Origin of the sequence: Nonomuraea sp. N2-4H (genome assembly GCF_045291505.1) — a bacterium.
GTDB lineage: Bacteria > Actinomycetota > Actinomycetes > Streptosporangiales > Streptosporangiaceae > Nonomuraea > Nonomuraea fastidiosa.
In genome coordinates this window covers 1,155,376-1,172,085 of sequence record NZ_CP147987.1, presented here as the reverse complement: position 1 = coordinate 1,172,085, position 16,710 = coordinate 1,155,376, and the positions used below count along the sequence as shown (strand labels likewise).

At 70.0% G+C, this 16,710-nt stretch carries 12 protein-coding genes and 1 pseudogene; 5 read left to right on the top strand and 8 right to left on the bottom strand.

The window, feature by feature from the left end:
- Positions 1–27: 27 nt before the first annotated feature.
- Both WBK31_RS05365 and dxs read right to left on the bottom strand, forming a co-directional pair.
- Entirely contained in the window at positions 28–1,500 is a 1,473-nt protein-coding gene (locus WBK31_RS05365; protein ID WP_364067347.1) for an amino acid permease, read from the bottom strand.
- 129 nt (positions 1,501–1,629) lie between these two features.
- Positions 1,630–3,510, bottom strand: coding sequence for a 1-deoxy-D-xylulose-5-phosphate synthase (gene dxs / locus WBK31_RS05360; protein ID WP_406675452.1), 1,881 nt, complete (start codon positions 3,508–3,510; stop codon positions 1,630–1,632).
- A gap of 132 nt (positions 3,511–3,642) precedes the next feature.
- Here dxs and WBK31_RS05355 point away from each other — a divergent pair, with 132 nt between their 5' ends.
- The 4 genes from WBK31_RS05355 to WBK31_RS05340 are packed head-to-tail and all read left to right on the top strand — an operon-like array spanning position 3,643 to position 6,181.
- Entirely contained in the window at positions 3,643–4,533 is an 891-nt protein-coding gene (locus WBK31_RS05355) for a neutral zinc metallopeptidase (protein ID WP_364067345.1), read from the top strand.
- A 49-nt stretch (positions 4,534–4,582) separates the two neighbouring features.
- Complete coding sequence (locus tag WBK31_RS05350; protein WP_406674406.1) at positions 4,583–5,002, top strand: hypothetical protein; 420 nt, start codon at positions 4,583–4,585, stop codon at positions 5,000–5,002.
- The gene (locus WBK31_RS05345; protein WP_406674405.1) at positions 4,894–5,385 is read left to right on the top strand and encodes a neutral zinc metallopeptidase; all 492 of its coding nucleotides are present in this window, start codon (positions 4,894–4,896) and stop codon (positions 5,383–5,385) included. Before WBK31_RS05350 ends, WBK31_RS05345 begins: the two co-directional genes overlap by 109 nt.
- A 31-nt stretch (positions 5,386–5,416) precedes the next feature.
- Positions 5,417–6,181 carry a neutral zinc metallopeptidase gene (locus WBK31_RS05340; RefSeq protein ID WP_364067342.1) on the top strand — a complete coding sequence of 255 codons (765 nt, stop codon included), beginning with the start codon at positions 5,417–5,419 and terminating at the stop codon, positions 6,179–6,181.
- Between the two features lie 310 nt (positions 6,182–6,491).
- On the opposite strand, the gene WBK31_RS05335 is transcribed toward WBK31_RS05340, so the two are convergent.
- Genes WBK31_RS05335 through WBK31_RS05320 form a run of 4 tightly spaced genes read right to left on the bottom strand, consistent with a single transcriptional unit; the run spans position 6,492 to position 10,929 of the window.
- Positions 6,492–7,694 carry an ROK family protein gene (locus tag WBK31_RS05335; protein ID WP_378784488.1) on the bottom strand — a complete coding sequence of 401 codons (1,203 nt, stop codon included), beginning with the start codon at positions 7,692–7,694 and terminating at the stop codon, positions 6,492–6,494.
- A 35-nt stretch (positions 7,695–7,729) separates the two neighbouring features.
- A complete protein-coding gene (locus WBK31_RS05330) occupies positions 7,730–8,992 on the bottom strand; it encodes an ABC transporter permease subunit (protein WP_364067338.1) in 1,263 nt (420 codons plus the stop codon).
- Entirely contained in the window at positions 8,989–9,753 is a 765-nt protein-coding gene (locus tag WBK31_RS05325; protein WP_364067337.1) for an ATP-binding cassette domain-containing protein, read from the bottom strand. Before WBK31_RS05325 ends, WBK31_RS05330 begins: the two co-directional genes overlap by 4 nt.
- Before the next feature lie 57 nt (positions 9,754–9,810).
- Positions 9,811–10,929, bottom strand: coding sequence for a substrate-binding domain-containing protein (locus WBK31_RS05320; RefSeq protein ID WP_364067335.1), 1,119 nt, complete (start codon positions 10,927–10,929; stop codon positions 9,811–9,813).
- Between the two features lie 269 nt (positions 10,930–11,198).
- On the opposite strand from WBK31_RS05320, the gene WBK31_RS05315 reads away from it, so the two are divergent.
- On the top strand, positions 11,199–12,248 hold the full coding sequence (locus WBK31_RS05315; RefSeq protein WP_406674404.1) for a hypothetical protein: 1,050 nt from the start codon (positions 11,199–11,201) through the stop codon (positions 12,246–12,248).
- A 243-nt stretch (positions 12,249–12,491) separates the two neighbouring features.
- On the opposite strand, the gene WBK31_RS05310 is transcribed toward WBK31_RS05315, so the two are convergent.
- Positions 12,492–13,193, bottom strand: a complete 702-nt coding sequence (locus tag WBK31_RS05310) for a sulfite exporter TauE/SafE family protein (RefSeq protein WP_364067331.1) — start codon at positions 13,191–13,193, stop codon at positions 12,492–12,494.
- A gap of 761 nt (positions 13,194–13,954) precedes the next feature.
- Positions 13,955–16,686, bottom strand: a pseudogene (gene acnA, locus WBK31_RS05305) (aconitate hydratase AcnA).
- Between the last annotated feature and the right edge of the window lie 24 nt (positions 16,687–16,710).

The following is a 16,710-nucleotide window of genomic DNA, read 5'->3' as shown; positions in this document are numbered from 1 at the left end:
CACTCCCCCGGCCCCCTGGCGGAACCCTCACTCCTCTGACGCCCGCCAGGGGGCCGCGGTCCTGCTGTGCCGGTAGCCGTAGGCGAAGTAGAGCACGATGCCGATGAGCATCCAGACCACGAAGCGCAGCCAGGTCTGCACCGGCAGGTTGAGCATCAGGTAGACGCAGGCCAGCACCGACAGGATCGGCAGCACCGGCACCAGCGGCGTGCGGAAGCCGCGCGGCAGGTCGGGCCGTGTGCGCCGCAGGATGATCACCCCCAGCGACACCACCACGAACGCGAACAGCGTGCCGATGTTCACCAGCTCGGCCAGCTCCCCGAACGAGACGAACCCGGCGAGCGCCATCGTGACCACGCCGATGAGGACGGTCAGCCGCGCCGGGGTGCCGAACGTCGGGTGCACCACGGCCAGCTGGCGCGGCAGCAGCCCGTCGCGGCACATCGCGAACAGCACCCTGGCCTGGCCGAGCAGCAGCACCAGCACCACGGTCGTCAGGCCCGCGATCGCGCCCACGCTGATGATCGTGGCCAGCCACGCCTGGCCGACCGAGATGAACGCGTCCGACAGCGGCGCCGCCTCGCTGAGGCTGCTGTACTTCTGCATGCCGACCACGACGAGCGAGACCGCGACGTACAGCAGCGTGCAGATGGCCAGCGAGCCGATGATGCCGCGCGGCACGTCGCGCTGCGGCTCGATGGTCTCCTCCGCGGCGGTCGCCACGATGTCGAAGCCGATGAAGGCGAAGAACACGATGGCGGCGGCGGAGAAGATGCCGATCACGCCGAAGGCCACCGGCTGGATGCCGAACAGCACCTGCACGAGCGGCGCCTGAAGGCCCTCCACGCGGGGTGTGGAGATGGGGTCGGGGATGAACGGCGTGTAGTTGGCGCCGTTGATGAAGAACAGGCCGGCGAAGATGACCAGCAGCACCACCGCGACCTTGGTGATCACCAGGATGAGGTTGACCCGGGAGGACAGCTTGATCCCGGCCACCAGGACCGCCGTGAGCACGGCCACGATCACCACGGCGGGCACGTTCACCACCGGGTCCTCACCCGCGATCGAGGCGGGCAGCTCAAGGCCGAGCGAGGCCAGCAGCGAGGCGAAGTAGCCCGACCAGCCGACCGACACCACGGCCGCCGCCAGCGCCAGCTCCAGGATCAGGTCCCAGCCGATCACCCAGGCGGGGAACTCACCCAGGGTCGCGAAGGAGAAGGTGTAGGCGGACCCGGCGACCGGAATGGTGGAGGCGAACTCGGCGTAGCACAGCGCGGCGAGCCCGCACACGACGCCGGCGACGATGAACGAGACCGCCACCGCCGGCCCCGCCACGTCCCTGGCGACCTGTCCCGTCAGCACGAAGATCCCGGTGCCGACGATCACGCCGATGCCGAAGACGGTGAGGTCGACGGCGGTCAGGCGCTTACGCAGCTGGTGCTCGGGGGCTTCGGTGTCGCGGATCGACTGTTCCACGCTCTTCGTGCGAAAGATGTCCACTGGGTGATCCTTCCCACACCCACAGTGATCATTCTCTCGCGCGGCGGACCCGTTGGAGCACCTGGTTCGCGGCGGTGATCAGGCATGATCACCGCCGCGAACGGGACGCCAGGCGGGGCTTGTGCAGGGTCAGCGGCGGGCGGGCTCGACCGAGGAGGTGCGCCGCGCGACGGCCTCGGTGATCTGGCGGGCGAGGTCCTGCCCGGTCAGGCCGATCCGGCCGAGGATGGCGGCCCGCTTGGCGTGGTCGAGGAACTGCTGCGGGATGCCGTAGGTGCGGACGGGGACGTCCACGTCGGAGTCGCGCAGCAGCCGCGCCACGGCGTCGCCCACCGCGCCCACGCGGCCGTTGTCCTCCACGACCGCCACCAGCTTGTGCGCGGCCGCGGCCGTGACGAGCGCCTCGTCGAGCGGCTTGACCCAGCGCGGATCGACCACGGTGGTGGCGATGCCCTGCGCGTCGAGCAGCTTCGCGGCGTCGAGACAGGCCTGCGCCATCGGGCCCACGCCCACCAGCAGCACGTCGGGCTCGCTCTCGGGGGTGCGCAGCAGGTCCATCTCGCCGAGCTTGCCGACCGCCTCGACGGGCTCGGCCACCGGGCCCTTGGGGAAGCGCAGCACGGTGGGGCCGTCGGAGACCTCCACGGCCTCGCGCAGCAGCTCGGTCAGCCGGTCGCCGTCACGCGGCACCGCGATCTTGAGCCCGGGGACGACCTGGAGGATCGACAGGTCCCACATGCCGTTGTGGCTGGCGCCGTCGTCGCCCGTGACGCCCGCGCGGTCGAGCACCACCGTGACCGGCAGGCGGTGCAGGGCGACGTCCATGAGGAGCTGGTCGAAGGCGCGGTTGAGGAACGTGGCGTAAACGGCGACCACCGGGTGCAGGCCGCCGAGCGCGAGCCCCGCCGCGCTGGTGAGCGCGTGCTGCTCGGCGATGCCGACGTCGTAGATGCGGTCGGGGAACGCCTCGGCGAAGGCGTTGAGCCCCGTCGGGTGGAGCATGGCGGCGGTGATCGCGACCAGATCGTCGCGCTCCTTGCCGAGCCTGACCAGCTCCTCGCTGAAGACGTTGGTCCAGATGCGGCCCTTGGGCTTCTCCGCGCCGGTGGCGCGGTCGAAGGCGCCCGGGGAGTGGAACTGGTCCTCGTCGTGGTTCTCCGCCGGGCTGTAGCCGCGGCCCTTCTGCGTGACGGCGTGCACGATGACCGGGCCGCGGAAGTCGCGGGCCTTGCGCAGCGCCGCCTCCATGGCCTGCTCGTCGTGGCCGTCGATGGGGCCGACGTATTTGAGCCCGAGGTCCTCGAACATCACCTGCGGCGCGAGGACGTCCTTCACGCCCTTCTTGAAGCCGTGCAGGGCGTCGTAGAGGACCGGGACGTGGCCCAGCTTGTCCTTGACGTACTCCAGCATGTCCTCGTAGCGGCGGTTGACGCGCAGCGAGGACAGGTGGGAGGCCAGGCCGCCGATCGTCGGCGAGTACGAGCGGCCGTTGTCGTTGACCACGATGACGATCGGCAGGTCCTTGTTGGCCGCGATGTTGTTGAGCGCCTCCCAGGCCATGCCGCCGGTCAGCGCGCCGTCGCCGATGACCGCGACCACCGTGCGGTCGTGGGCGCCGCGCAGCTTGAACGCCTTGGCCATGCCGTCGGCGTACGACAGCGCGGTGGAGGCGTGGGAGTTCTCCACGAAGTCGTGCTCGGACTCGGCCTGGCTCGGGTAGCCCGACAGGCCGCCCTCCTGCTTGAGCGCCTCGAAGCCGGCCGCGCGGCCGGTGAGCAGCTTGTGCACGTACGCCTGGTGGCCGGTGTCCCAGATGATGGGGTCGTGGGGCGAGTCGAAGACGCGGTGGACGGCGATGGTCAGCTCGACCACGCCGAGGTTGGGGCCGAGGTGACCGCCGAACCTGGCGCACGCGTCGACCAGCAGATCACGGATCTCCCCCGCGAGCCCTGACAGCTCCTCGACGGCAAGCCTTTTGACGTCCTGCGGTCCCTTGATCGAGCCCAGCAACCCGCTCACGGAGGCGACTCCCCTCTGCTTTTTTGCGTCGATCCCCCGAGTCTAGTTCGCGAAGCCCTCACTGACTCCATCAAGTCAAATCCACCCACATATGTCCCCTCTTGACCTAGTCTTGCGGTCCATATGAACTCCCTCCCCGCAAGCAGGATCGTCGCGCTCGTCGCGGCAGGCGTGGCGCTCGCCCTGGCCGCGGCCGCGCTGACCGTCGTGCTCGCGGACGTGGCGACGACCTCGGCCGCGCCCGCACACGGGGGGCGGCAGGTCGTCGCGCCGCCGGCCAGCGCGGGCCAGGGTCACAACGGCGGCGCCACGATCGCCGGGCGGGCGACGGCCACCGCCAACCCGCTGTACAAGACCGGCCGGCTCACCGACGTGAAGTGCCGTCCGGGGACGCTGCCCGCGGGCAGCATCTCGGCGTACCGGCGCTTCCTGACCCGCGTGACGGCCTGCCTGAACAAGGCGTGGGCGGCGCAGTTCCGCAAGGCCGGGATGCCGTTCAGCAAGCCGCGGCTGCGCATCATCACCCGCAAGGTCAAGACGCCGTGCGGCACCTGGAACACCGGCGCCGACGGCGTCTACTGCTCGACCGACCGCACGATGTACCTGATGATCGGCAAGGACCAGCTGCGCAACCCTTTCCCGCTGGGCATCACCCGGCTGATCGCCCACGAGTACGGTCACCACGTACAGCAGGTCTCCGGCATCTGGGACTACTACTGGGCGGCGCGCACGGTCGCGGGCAAGGCCAGGAGGCTGCAGCTGTCGCGCAGGTCCGAGCTGCAGGCCGAGTGCTTCTCGGCGGCGTTCATGAGCACGATGAAGGGCACGTCGCTGGTCACCGACGCCGACTGGGCGTACACGGTGGGCTGGTTCAGGAAGAACGGCGCCAAGGGCTGGCCGCAGAACGACCACGGCAAGGGCCCGACGCAGGCCGCGTGGATGACGCGGGGCTTCAACCGCGGCACCCCCGGTGCCTGCAACACCTGGGCGGCCAGCGCCCGGAGCGTCACCTGACGGCGTATTCCTTCGCTACCGGCCCGGATTTTCACTAGGGTGCCGTGCCATGCGTATCCCCCTCTTAGCGCTCATGGCGGGCGCACTGGCCGGCGTGCTGTTCGCCGGCACCGCGCACGCGGCCTCCTCCACTTACCCGTCCGTTCTGACGAAGAACGCGCTCTACAAGGCGGGCAAGCCCGGCGTGCGGACCTGCGAGGAGCCCGAGGTGAGCACCGGCTCCCTGGAGGAGGCGGAGCTGTACTTCGAGACCGTCAAGGACTGCCTCGACCGCGCCTGGGCCCCGGTCGTGCGCAAGGCCGGGCACCGCTTCACCAAGCCCGCTTTCAAGATCATCACGAAGCCGGGCGCGAAGAACACGTGCGGGCGCTTCCCCGGGGCGCGCAGGCCGTCTACTGCCCGCTCGACCGCTCCATCACCTTCCTGCTCAGCCCGGACATCGTCGAGGAGCCGACCGACCTGGCGCTGATGCAGGTGCTCGCCCACGAGTACGGGCACCACGTCCAGCAGCTCACCGGCATCATGAAGGCCGCCGACCGGATCATCCTCAAGAAGGGGAGTGAGGACCGCTCGCTCGCCGCGCTGCGCCGCCTGGAGCTGCAGGCGCAGTGCATGTCCGGCGTGTTCGTCGGCCGCGTCTGGGACTCGCTGGGACGGCCCGACTCGGACTGGACCATCCTGACCAAGGGCACGCACAACGCCGTCGCGCTCGACGCCATCGGCGTGCGCAGCGGCTCCGACCAGACGCACGGCAGCGACAAGAGCAACGCCTTCTGGCTGCAGCGCGGCTTCACGTCCCAGTCGGCCGGATCCTGCAACACCTGGACGAGCCCGGCGTCCAAGGTGCGGTAGATCCCCCTATGAAGGCTTATGATCCGCGATCATGCGCCTTTCCCTCTTAGCGCCGGCGGCCTTCGCGTTGACGGCGTGCCTGGTCGCGGGGCTCATCACACCGCCGCCCGCGAGCGCCGCCGCCCGGGTCCCGCAGTCCGGGCTGCTCAGCGTGATGGGCGGGGACGTGGTCCGGCAGTCCTGCTCGATCCCGCGCATCAAGCTGGGCAGCGTGGCCTCGCTCACGTCCTTCCACCGGGCGATGGCCGCCTGCGCCGACCGCTTCTGGGCGTCCAGGTTCGCCGCCGCCGGCCTTGCGTACACGCCGCCCGCCGTCACGGTCACCACCGGGCGGGACTCCGTGTGCGGGACGATCACCAGCAGCGGGGCGCAGTACTGCCCCGACCAGAGCACGATCGCGATCCGCATCAGCAAGGCCGACCTGCGCGACCCGTTCAGGATGAACATCGCGCACTCGGTCGCCCACGAGTGGGGGCACCACGTGCAGCACCTCATCGGCGTGCTCGACGCCCACGCCGCCCTGCACGCCCCCGCCTCCGCCAAGGCCCGGCGGCTGCTCAGCCACCGGCTGGAGATGCAGGCCGAATGCTTCGCCGGGGTCTTCTACAGCGCCACGCTCAAGAGCATCAAGCCCGGGATCTCGTGGCGTGACTGGGTGGCGGCCGTACGGATGGCCGACGAGAGCGACATCCACGGCAAGCCACGGAACCTGGCGTGGTGGCAGGATCGCGGGTACCGGGGCGGCGCGACCGGCTTCTGCAACACCTGGACCGCCGCCACCGACCGCGTCACCTGAGCGTCTGGCGACCGCCGCTCTTCCGTCCTTCTCACCCCTCTCCCGGCCGCCTGCCTTCCATTCTTTCGGCGAAAGAGGGCCGCAGGAGCCGACCCGCCGCCCACCGCTTCCCCGCCGCCGGACTGCCGTCCACCGGGAGGAGAGAGGGCCGCCGGACTGCCGTCCACCGGGAGGAGAGTGCGCCTCCGGGTTTCTGTCCCCTGAGGGGAGGTGGGGTGGCGAAGGGCCTTCCCGCCGCCGGGCTGCTGTCCCTCGGAGAGGGAGAAGCGCCGCCGGGGCCGCTGTCCTTCCCCAGAGAGGGGCCGGCGGGTCAGCCGTTGGCGCGGGCGAGGACTTCCAAAGGGTCGGACAGGACGTGGGCGAAGGCGAGCTCGGCGGCGCCGACGAGCGGGGCCGAGTCGCCGAGCGCGGACGTGCGCAGGCGGACCCGTTCGCGCTGGTGCGCCATGGCGTGCAAGGCGAGCTGCGAGCGTACCTGCGCGGCCGAGCCGAGGTAGATCTCCCGCAGGATCCCCCCGAAGATCACCAGCTCGGGGTTGAAGATGTTCACCAGGTTCGCGACGCCGAGCCCGAGCCAGTCACCGACCCGGCTGAGCGCCTCCTGGGCCACGATGTCCCCCCGGTCGGCCGCCTCGACGACCTCGCGTACGGCGTCGCGCCCCCGGCGTCCGTCCGCGACCCGCCCGGCCGACTCCAGCAGGGTCCGCTCCCCCACCTCGGCCTCCAGGCAGCCGTGCGAGCCGCAGCCGCAGGCCCGGCCTCCGGGGTTGACCACCATGTGGCCGATCTCGCCGCCGTAGCCGTCGTGCCCGCCGATCAAGTGGCCGCCGGAGATGATGCCGCCGCCGATGCCGACGTCGCCGTGCAGGTAGATGAGGTCGCGTACGGCGACGCCGACCCCGCGGCTGTGCTCGGCGAGCGCGGCCAGGTTGGCGTCGTTGCCCACGCTGACGGGCAGACCGAGGCCGAGCCGCCGCGCCAGCTCCTCCCCGAACGGCACCTCCTCTGCCTGGAGGTTGGGCCCGAAGCTGACGACGCCGTCGGCCTTGCGCACGCCGCCCGACACCGCGGCGGCGGCCCCGACGCAGACGGTGTCGTTCCTGGTCTTGCGGCGCATCTGGCGGGCGAACCCGGCCAGCGTGCCGGTCAGCTCGTCCAGGTCGAAGCGGTCGCGGTCGCGTGCGGCCTCGCGCCGGTCGAGTATCACCCCGCCCAGACCGACGCGGGCCGCGGCGATCCGGTCAGGGCCCACGTCGAAGGCGAAGACGTAGACCCGAGACGACTCCGGCCGCACCACGAGCGAGGGCCAGGCCCGGCCGGTCTCGCGCGGCAGCTCCTCGCGCACCAGCCCAGCGGCGGTGAGGTCGGAGGTCAGCGCCATGATCGTGCTGCGGTTGAGCCCCATCTTCGAGGTCAGCTCGGCCCGCGAGATCGGCCCGCCCAGGTGGACATGGCGCAGCAGGGCGCCGAGGTTGTGGCGCCTGATGTCCTCTTGTGACGGGCCGGCACGCATGGTCTGGGGTTCCTTCAGGGGCTGCGGATCGCTGATCACCTTAAACCAGCGGCCGACGCCCGCTTGCGCGCCAGAGCGTCGACACCCGCCGCGAGCAGCAGGACCGACCCCGTGACCAGGTACTTCACGCTGGAACCGTACCCCATGAGTCCCATGCCGTTTTCGATCACCGCGACCACCGCGCCGCCGAGCACGGCGTCGAGCACCCGGCCCTTGCCGCCGAAGAGGCTGGTGCCGCCGATGACGGCGGCGCCGACCGCGTACAGCAGGACGGAGCTGCCGCCCGTGTTGGGGTCGACGGAGCTGGCGCGCGAGGCGGCCACGATGCCGCCGATGGCGGCCATGGACGAGCAGATCACGAACGCACTGATCTTGATCCGGTCGACGGGGATACCGGCCCTGCGGGCGGCCTCGGCGTTGCCGCCGACCGCGTACAGGTGACGGCCGAACGAGGTGCGGCGCAGCACCACCGTCCAGAAGACCAGCAGCGCGAGGATGATCGGCACCACGATCGGCACGCCGGTGAGCGAGACGAGCGCGGGGTTGCGGCTGCGCTCCAGGTTGAGCGCGGCGACCGCGAGGCCGGCGAACAGCGCCAGCATGCCGACGCGGAAGGCGATCAGCGACAGCGGGTCGGCGGTCAGGCCACGCTTGGTGCGGGTCCTGGCCCTGCGCAGCTGAACGACCGCGAAGACGGCCACGCAGACCGCGTACAGCACCCAGCCGAGCCACGGCGGCAGGTTCTTGTTGGCGATGGCGACGACCACGCTGTCGCGGATGGAGATGTTGGTGCCCTCGTCGACCAGCACCAGGACCAGGCCCTGGAAGGCGAGGAAGGCCGCGAGCGTGACCACGAACGACGGGATGCCGACCTTGGCGACCAGGGTGCCGAGCACGGTGCCGATGACGACGCCGGTGAGGATGGCCGCCAGCATGCAGACGTACCACGGCAGGCCGAGCTCGGTCAGCGTGACGGCGAGCACGGCCGCGCACACGCCGCTCGCGAACCCGGCCGACAGGTCGATCTCGCCGAGCAGCAGCACGAACACCAGGCCCATCGCGATGAGCGTGATGGCCGCTCCCTGGGTGAACAGGTTGGCGAAGTTGATCGCCGTGACGAAGGACGGCCGCGCCACGGCGAAGACCGCGCAGAGCACGACCAGGCCGAGCACGGCGGGCAGCGCGCCCATGTCACCGCCGCGCACCCGCTGCATGTAGGCGAGGAAGCTGTTCTTGATGGACGGAGTCTGCGCCGCCTCGACGATGGCCTCGCCGGGTAGTTCTTTGACCTTGTTCATGAGGTGACCCCGTTCTTGAGGCCCAGATCGCCGCTGCGGCCTGATGTGATCAGTTCGACGACCTGCGCGTGCGTCACGTCGGCGGTCTTGACCTGGGCGGCCATCCTGCCGAGGTAGAGCGCCGCGATCCGGTCGGAGACGGCGAACACGTCGTTCATGTTGTGGGAGATGAGCACGACGGCCAGGCCGGTGTCGGCGAGCCTGCGCACCAGCTCGAGCACCTGCGCCGTCTGGGCCACGCCCAGCGCCGCCGTCGGCTCGTCGAGGATGACGACCTTGCTGTTCCACAGCACGGCCTTGGCGATGGCCACGGTCTGCCGCTGCCCGCCGGACAGGCTGGAGACCTGCTGCCTGATGGACTTGACGGTACGGACGGACAGGTCGCTGAGCGTCCGCTCGGCCAGCTCCTCCATGGTGTCCTCGTCCAGGAGGATGCCGTTCTTGCGCTCGCGGCCGAGGAACATGTTCTGGACGATGTCCAGGTTGTCGCACAGGGCGAGGTCCTGGTAGACGATCTCGATGCCCAGCTCGGCCGCGTCGCGCGGGCTGTTGATCTGCACCTCTTTGCCGTCGAAGAGCATCTGGCCGGCGTCGATGGGGTGGATGCCGCCGATGCACTTGACCAGGGTGGACTTGCCTGCGCCGTTGTCGCCGACGAGGGCTGTGACCTGGCCGGCGTACGCGGCGAACTCGACCTCGTGCAGGACCTTCACCGGGCCGAAGCTCTTGTCGATCCCGCGCACTTCAAGGAGGGGGGTCATGGATCTCCCTAAACGGGGGTACGGCCGGGCCGGTGACGCCGGCCGCACCCCGCCGCGTCATTGAATGCCAGCTTCAGTGCACTTCTCGGCGAACTCGCCGGTGCACAGTTCCTCCTTGGTGACGTAGCCGTCGGCCACCACGTCCTTGACGTTGTCGAAGTAGATGGCCTGCGGCTCCATCAGCTCGGATGGCACGTCCTGGCCCGTCTCCGGGTCCTTGACGCTGCCGCTCGTCGTGGGCTTCTCACCCTTGGCCAGCGCGACCGCGAGCTTGGCGGCGGCGTCGGCCTCCTTCTTGACGGCCTTGTACACGGTCATGCACTGGTCGCCCGCGAGGATGTTCTGCAGGCCCTGGACGGTGGCGTCCTGGCCGGTCACCGGCACCTTGCCGTTGAGGTTGTTCTTCTTCAGCACGGTGATGGCGGCGTTGCCGAGGCCGTCGTTGGCGGCCAGCACGCCGGCGATCTTCGGCTCCTGGGTCAGCATCTGCTCGAAGATCGTCCCGGCCTGGCTGTTGTCCCAGTCGGGCACCGACTGGTCGGGGCCCTTGACGTACTCGCCGGAGTCGAACTTCGGCTTGAGCACGCTGTCGTAGCCCTCCTTGAACAGCGTCGCGTTGTTGTCGGTCGGCGAGCCGTTCAGGTAGGCGACGATGGGCTTGTCCGCCTTCTTGTCGGTCAGGCACTTGACCAGGCCTTCGCCCTGGAGCTTGCCGACCTTGGTGTTGTCGAAGCTGACGTAGTACGCCGCGCCGCCGCCCAGCGTCAGCCGGTCGTAGTCGATCGTGGCCACGCCCTGGGACTTGGCCTTCTCGATGACGGTCTTACCGGTGCCGCTGTCCAGGTTGACGATCATCAAAACGGTGGCGCCGTTCGTGATCATCTGGTCGGCGATGGTCTGGAACTGCGTCTTGTCGTTCTGCGCGTTCTGGATGTCGTACTCGACACCCGCGGCCTTGAACGCCTCTTCGAGGTACTTGCGGTCCGCCGTCTCCCAACGGGCGGAGGACTTGCTGTCCGGCAGGATCACGCCGATCTTGCCCACCGCACCCGAGGCCGAGGCCGATGCCGAGTCCGTTGTCGTGGTCGTGGTCTGACCGCTGTCGCCCCCGCAGGCGGTGAGACCGAGGGCGAGCGCTGCTGCCGAGGCGGTCAGGCTGAGGATCCCCTTGCGCATGGTGCAGGGTCCTTTCTTCCGGAAGGGGCCCGGATGAATGTTGTTTGCGGCAACGTATTCCGGGACGAACCAGTTGTGAAGGGGGTTGAAGGCCCGAATTTGTTGTTTCGGGTAACAATCCAGAAACGTCGCCTCAACCTTCCGGACGCCTGCCGGCCGCCCGCTGTGAGGATCGCCTCGGGAGGCGACCACGGAGTGCCGGGCCGGTGGGAGCGCGGTTGTTGGTAGGTTTGGGCCACTTTGTGACGCTTTACGGAAGGTGCGAGAAGGTGCAGCGGTTCGGACGCGTGGCCGGTGGCGTGCTCGCCGGATGCCTGGTGGCGGGCTGCTCCGGCCTGCCGGGACTCGACCCCACGGCGGCGTGGAAGGCGGCGGAGTCCGCGACCGCGTCGCCCAAGGCGTCCGGGACGTCGCAGACACCCAAGCCGTCGCCGTCCGCGACCGAGCAGCCGCTGACGGCCCAGGCGGTGATCGCCGACTACATCGAGCGCAACAACAAGGCCAACAAGACGCTCGACGACAAGCTGCTGGCCACGTACGAGGGCGGCTCCAGCCTCGCCATCGACAAGGCCGGCTACCTGTCGGCGCGCAGGCTGGGCACCAAGGCGGGCGACTACAAGCCGTTCGAGTACGTCAAGGCCACGTTCGTCGCGCCGGCCTCCAAGCGGTGGTTCCTGGCGACGGCGTACTGGAAGCGGGCCAAGGAGACCGCGAAGGACCCCACGTACCTGCTCTTCGCACACCAGGACGGCGCGTGGAAGCAGGTCTATGCCCCCGACATCTCCGAGGCGCTCGACGCCGGCGACCTGCCGAAGATCCAGAAGGACGCCTCCGGCGCGGCTGCCGAGGTGGACCAGGCCGACGGGACCGGCCTGCTCATGTCGCCCGCCCAGTTCGCCAGGAACTACTCGGTGCACCTGACGGGCAAGGGCTCGAACGCCGCCAAGAGCCGCTTCGCCTCCGACGAGCTCACCACCGACGCCGCCAGCAGCCGCGCCAACATGCGGCAGTTCGCCAAGGTGACCGAGCACGTCGCGCCGGCCAAGGAGTATCCGTCGTACGCGCTGCGCACGGCCGACGGGGGCGCGCTCGTCTTCACCACATTCGCGCGCACCCAGGTGTACGACGTGCACCAGGGCCCGCAGCGCTACTACGTCTACCGGAAGAACAGCGGCCTGCTGCGGGGCAAGTACTACAAGTACATGAAGGTGGGCGAGCTGCTGCAGGTGGCGGCGCACATCCCGCCCAAGAGCGCCTCCCCCGCCCAGGTCAAGGTGATCGGCGCCTACACCGGGATGGTCGCCGGCCGCGGCGAGTGACGGCACGCGGGAGCCCGCGGCGCTGAGCGGGCGCCTTCGGGGCTTGCGCCTTGGGGCCCGTGCGGTTTGATACCTGCGCCCCTTGAGGCCCGCGCGTTGAGGGCCCGTGCGTTGAGGGCCTGCGCCCCTTGAGGGCCCGTGCGTTGAGGCTGCGCCCGTTCCGGTCCGCGTCTGGGGCCGGGGCGGGCGCAGAGGGCTCCGCGAAGCTCAGGGCGGAGCTCAGGGCGGAGCTCAGGGCGGAGCTCAGGCGAGGGCCTGGCCGAGCACGTTCTGCACGATCAGGCCGACCGCCGAGGCCGCCGCCACGATGAGGACGGCCGTACGCACCTTGCCGCCGTCGAGGTAACGCCGCAGCGGCCCGGACACGAGGAACCCGAGCAGCATCGGCACGATCAGCGCCCCGCCCACCAGCAGCGCCCCGGACGGCAGCTCGTCCACGATCGCGAGGATGACCAGCGACTGGACGGCGCTCAGGAAGAAGAACATCGCCAGCGTGGCCCGGATCTGCGGTCCCTTGGCGTTCTGGTAGACGAGCGCGATGGGCGGGCCGCCGATGCCGGTCGCGGTGCCGGTGACCCCTGACACGAACCCGGCCGAGGTGACGGTGAGCGCGTTGCGCGGCACGCTCATGGCCCGCGCCGTCAGCGCCACGGCGACGAGCACCATGACCGCGACGAAGATGCTCCGGGCGTGTACGGAAACGTAGACGACGATGATCGCGCCGAGCGCACTGCCCGGCAGTCTCCCGAGCACCGCGAACCCGAGCCCTCGCCAGTCCACCCGCCGCCACTCCACGGCCAGCGTGAACAGCGGCAACGTCATGTTGACGACCTGCACGGCACCGGGCATGAGGTCGGGGGCGAGCAACGTGAGCAGCGGCGCGGCGACCAGTCCGAGCCCGAACCCCACGGCCCCTTGGACGATCGCCCCCACGAAAACCGCCACACTACCGACTATCAGCACCAATGCCAGATTCGCCATGCAGGCGAGTCAACCACTGCTACTCTCCGTTGCTTTCACCACCACGAGAGAGACCGCACGGTCGCCGCGCTCCTCGCGACCACCGCCCCGCAGCCCGGCTTGCCCGCGGCACGCGAACCCTCTCCCCACCGCCTGCGACACGTGGCCGGCTCCAGCCCGCGAGGTGTCCTGACTCCTCCTGACGACGCGACCGGCCAGACACAGGTGGCACGGCACGCCGGGCGCGGAGAACACAAGAGCCGCCCAGCGGGGATTGTCCCGCAGGGCGGCTCTTGATGTGTTCGGGTGGTTCCCCCGAGACGGGCGCGTGAGGATCGCGCCCAACCCCCGGCACGCCGGCCAAGGGCTCCCGTCCCCCGCCCAGGCTCATGACCGGAACAGGAACACGGGAAGCTGTCCGTCTCACCGGACGTGCGGTGAGCCCGGCTCGCACAACGCCACGTACGCGCCGCCGCATTCCGCCGGCATCCGTGTCCTTCGTCACGCGCTCCCAAGAACGTCACGGACTCCCACGAAGGAGTGCCACGCGTGCGCGGCCGACGCCAAGGCACGCGTGCCCGGACACGTGGCCCTGACGAAGGCACGCCCGCGAGAGGCCGTGAGCCCCACGGGCGGACACCCCCGCGAGGGCAGCGGCCCGACAAGAGCGGCAGGCGCGTGAGTGCGGCCCGCGGACGCCGGTGGTCACCCGCGACCGCGGCGCTGCGGGCCGCACTCCTACGGCGTCACTTGGCGAGCAGCGAGCGCAGCACGTACTGCATGATGCCGCCGTGCCGGTAGTAGTCGGCCTCACCCGGCGTGTCGATGCGGACGATCGCGTCGAACTCGACGTCGCCGGCCTTGACGTGGACGGTGCGCGGGATGCCGCCCTTGTTGAGCTCCTCGACGCCGGTGATGTCGAAGGTCTCCTCGCCGGTCAGGCCGAGCGACGCGGCCGAGGCGCCCTCCGGGAACTGCAGCGGCAGCACGCCCATGCCGATGAGGTTGGAGCGGTGAATGCGCTCGTACGACTCGGCGATGACGGCGCGGACGCCGAGCAGCGCGGTGCCCTTGGCGGCCCAGTCGCGGGAGGAGCCGGAGCCGTACTCCTTGCCGGCCAGGACGACCAGCGGGATGCCGGCGGCGGCGTAGTTGACCGAGGCGTCGTAGATGAACGTCACGGGTCCGTCGGGCTGGGTGAAGTCGCGGGTGTAGCCGCCTTCGGTGCCGGGCGCGATCTGGTTGCGCAGGCGGATGTTGGCGAACGTGCCGCGGATCATCACCTCGTGGTTGCCACGCCGCGAGCCGTAGGAGTTGAAGTCCTTCACCTCGACGCCATTGGCCTGGAGGTACTGGGCGGCGGGGGTGCCGACCTTGATGGAGCCGGCGGGCGAGATGTGGTCGGTGGTGACGGAGTCGCCGACCTTGACGAGCACGCGGGCGCCGTGGATGTCGCGCACGGGCTCCGGCTTCTCCGGCATGCCGTCGAAGTACGGGGCCTTGCGGACGTAGGTGGAGTCGGGGTCCCACTCGAAGGTGTCGCCGGTCGGGACCGGCAGCGAGCGCCAGTGCTCGTCGCCCTTGAACACGTCGGCGTAGTCACGCTCGAACATGTCGCGGCCGATCGAGGAGTTGACCACGGCGGCGACCTCTTCCGGCGACGGCCAGATGTCGCGCAGGTAGACCGGCTCGCCGTCGTTGCCGATGCCGAGCGGCTCGTTGTTGAGGTCGATGTCCATGGTGCCGGCCAGCGCGTACGCCACGACGAGCGGCGGCGAGGCCAGGTAGTTCATCTTGACGTCGGGGTTGATGCGGCCTTCGAAGTTCCGGTTGCCCGACAGCACGGCGGTGACGGCCAGGTCGTTGGCCTGGATGGCCTCGCTGATCTCGGGGAGCAGCGGCCCGGAGTTGCCGATGCAGGTGGTGCAGCCGTAGCCGACGAGGTTGAAGCCGATCTTGTCGAGGTACGGCTGGAGCCCGGAACGCTCGAAGTAGCCGGTGACGACCTGCGAACCGGGGGCCAGGGAGGTCTTGACCCACGGCTTGCGGGTGAGGCCCTTCTCCACGGCGTTGCGGGCCAGCAGGGCCGCGCCGAGCATGACGTACGGGTTGGAGGTGTTGGTGCAGGAGGTGATCGCGGCGATCGAGACGATGCCGTGGTCGATCTCGCACGACGTGCCGTCGGCGAGCGTCACGGTGACCGGCTTGTGGGGCCGGCCGTTGGCGCTGGCGTTGGAGGCGGGCGAGTCGGAGGCGGGGAAGCTCTCCTCGGAGGCCTCGTCCACATCGTCGGTGACGTAGTTGTGAACGTCGCGGCGCCAGGTCTCCTTGGCGTCCGACAGCTGGATGCGGTCCTGCGGGCGCTTGGGCCGGCGATGGACGGCACGACGGTGCTCAGGTCGAGCTCGATGTACTCGGAGAAGACCGGCTCGGGCGCCGACGGGTCGAGCCACAGGCCCTGGGCCTTGGCGTACGCCTCGACGAGGGCGATCTGCTCCTCGGAGCGGCCGGTCAGGCGCAGGTAGTCGATGGTCTGGCCGTCGATGGGGAAGATGGCGCAGGTGGAGCCGAACTCGGGGCTCATGTTGCCGATGGTGGCGCGGTCGGCCAGCGGCACCGAGGAGACGCCCTCGCCGTAGAACTCGACGAACTTGCCGACGACGCCGTGCTTGCGCAGGATCTCGGTGATCGTCAGCACGAGGTCGGTGGCGGTGGCGCCGGCGGGCAGCTTGCCGCTGAGCTTGAAGCCGACGACGCGCGGGATGAGCATGGAGATCGGCTGGCCGAGCATGGCGGCCTCGGCCTCGATGCCGCCGACGCCCCAGCCGAGCACGCCGATGCCGTTCTCCATCGTGGTGTGGGAGTCGGTGCCGACGCAGGTGTCGGGGTAGGCCTTGCCGTCGCGGGTCATGACGACGCGCGCGAGGTGCTCGATGTTGACCTGGTGGACGATGCCGGTGCCGGGCGGCACGACCTTGAACTCGTCGAAGGCGGTCTGGCCCCAGCGCAGGAACTGGTAGCGCTCGCGGTTGCGCTCGTACTCGCGCTCGACGTTGCGCTGGAAGGCGTCGGGGTGGCCGAAGTAGTCGACGATGACGGAGTGGTCGATGACCATCTCGGCGGGCGCCAGCGGGTTGATGCGCGACGGGTCGCCGCCGAGGTCGCGCACGGCCTCGCGCATGGTGGCCAGGTCGACGACGCAGGGCACGCCGGTGAAGTCCTGCATGATGACGCGGGCGGGCGTGAACTGGATCTCCACGCTCGGGGTCGCGTGGGGGTCCCAGTTGCTCAGCGCCCGGATGTGGTCGGCGGTGATGTTGGCGCCGTCCTCGGTGCGGAGGAGGTTCTCCAGCAGGATCTTCAGGCTGTACGGGAGACGTGCGGCGCCCTCGACGGCATCCAGCCGGAAGATCTCATATGACGCGTCGCCGACGCGGAGCGTGTCACGGCTGCCGAAGCTGTTCGCGGACACGATGATTCGCCTCCTCCATAGACAGGTGTT

Excerpts from the sequence above, each read along its gene's own strand:
- WBK31_RS05355 (WP_364067345.1), top strand. The coding sequence starts at position 3,643 with ATGAACTCCCTCCCCGCAAGCAGGATCGTCGCGCTCGTCGCGGCAGGC.
- WBK31_RS05350 (WP_406674406.1), top strand. The coding sequence starts at position 4,583 with ATGCGTATCCCCCTCTTAGCGCTCATGGCGGGCGCACTGGCCGGCGTG.
- WBK31_RS05340 (WP_364067342.1), top strand. The coding sequence starts at position 5,417 with ATGCGCCTTTCCCTCTTAGCGCCGGCGGCCTTCGCGTTGACGGCGTGC.
- WBK31_RS05335 (WP_378784488.1), bottom strand. The coding sequence starts at position 7,694 with ATGCGTGCCGGCCCGTCACAAGAGGACATCAGGCGCCACAACCTCGGC.
- WBK31_RS05330 (WP_364067338.1), bottom strand. The coding sequence starts at position 8,992 with ATGAACAAGGTCAAAGAACTACCCGGCGAGGCCATCGTCGAGGCGGCG.
- WBK31_RS05325 (WP_364067337.1), bottom strand. The coding sequence starts at position 9,753 with ATGACCCCCCTCCTTGAAGTGCGCGGGATCGACAAGAGCTTCGGCCCG.
- WBK31_RS05320 (WP_364067335.1), bottom strand. The coding sequence starts at position 10,929 with ATGCGCAAGGGGATCCTCAGCCTGACCGCCTCGGCAGCAGCGCTCGCC.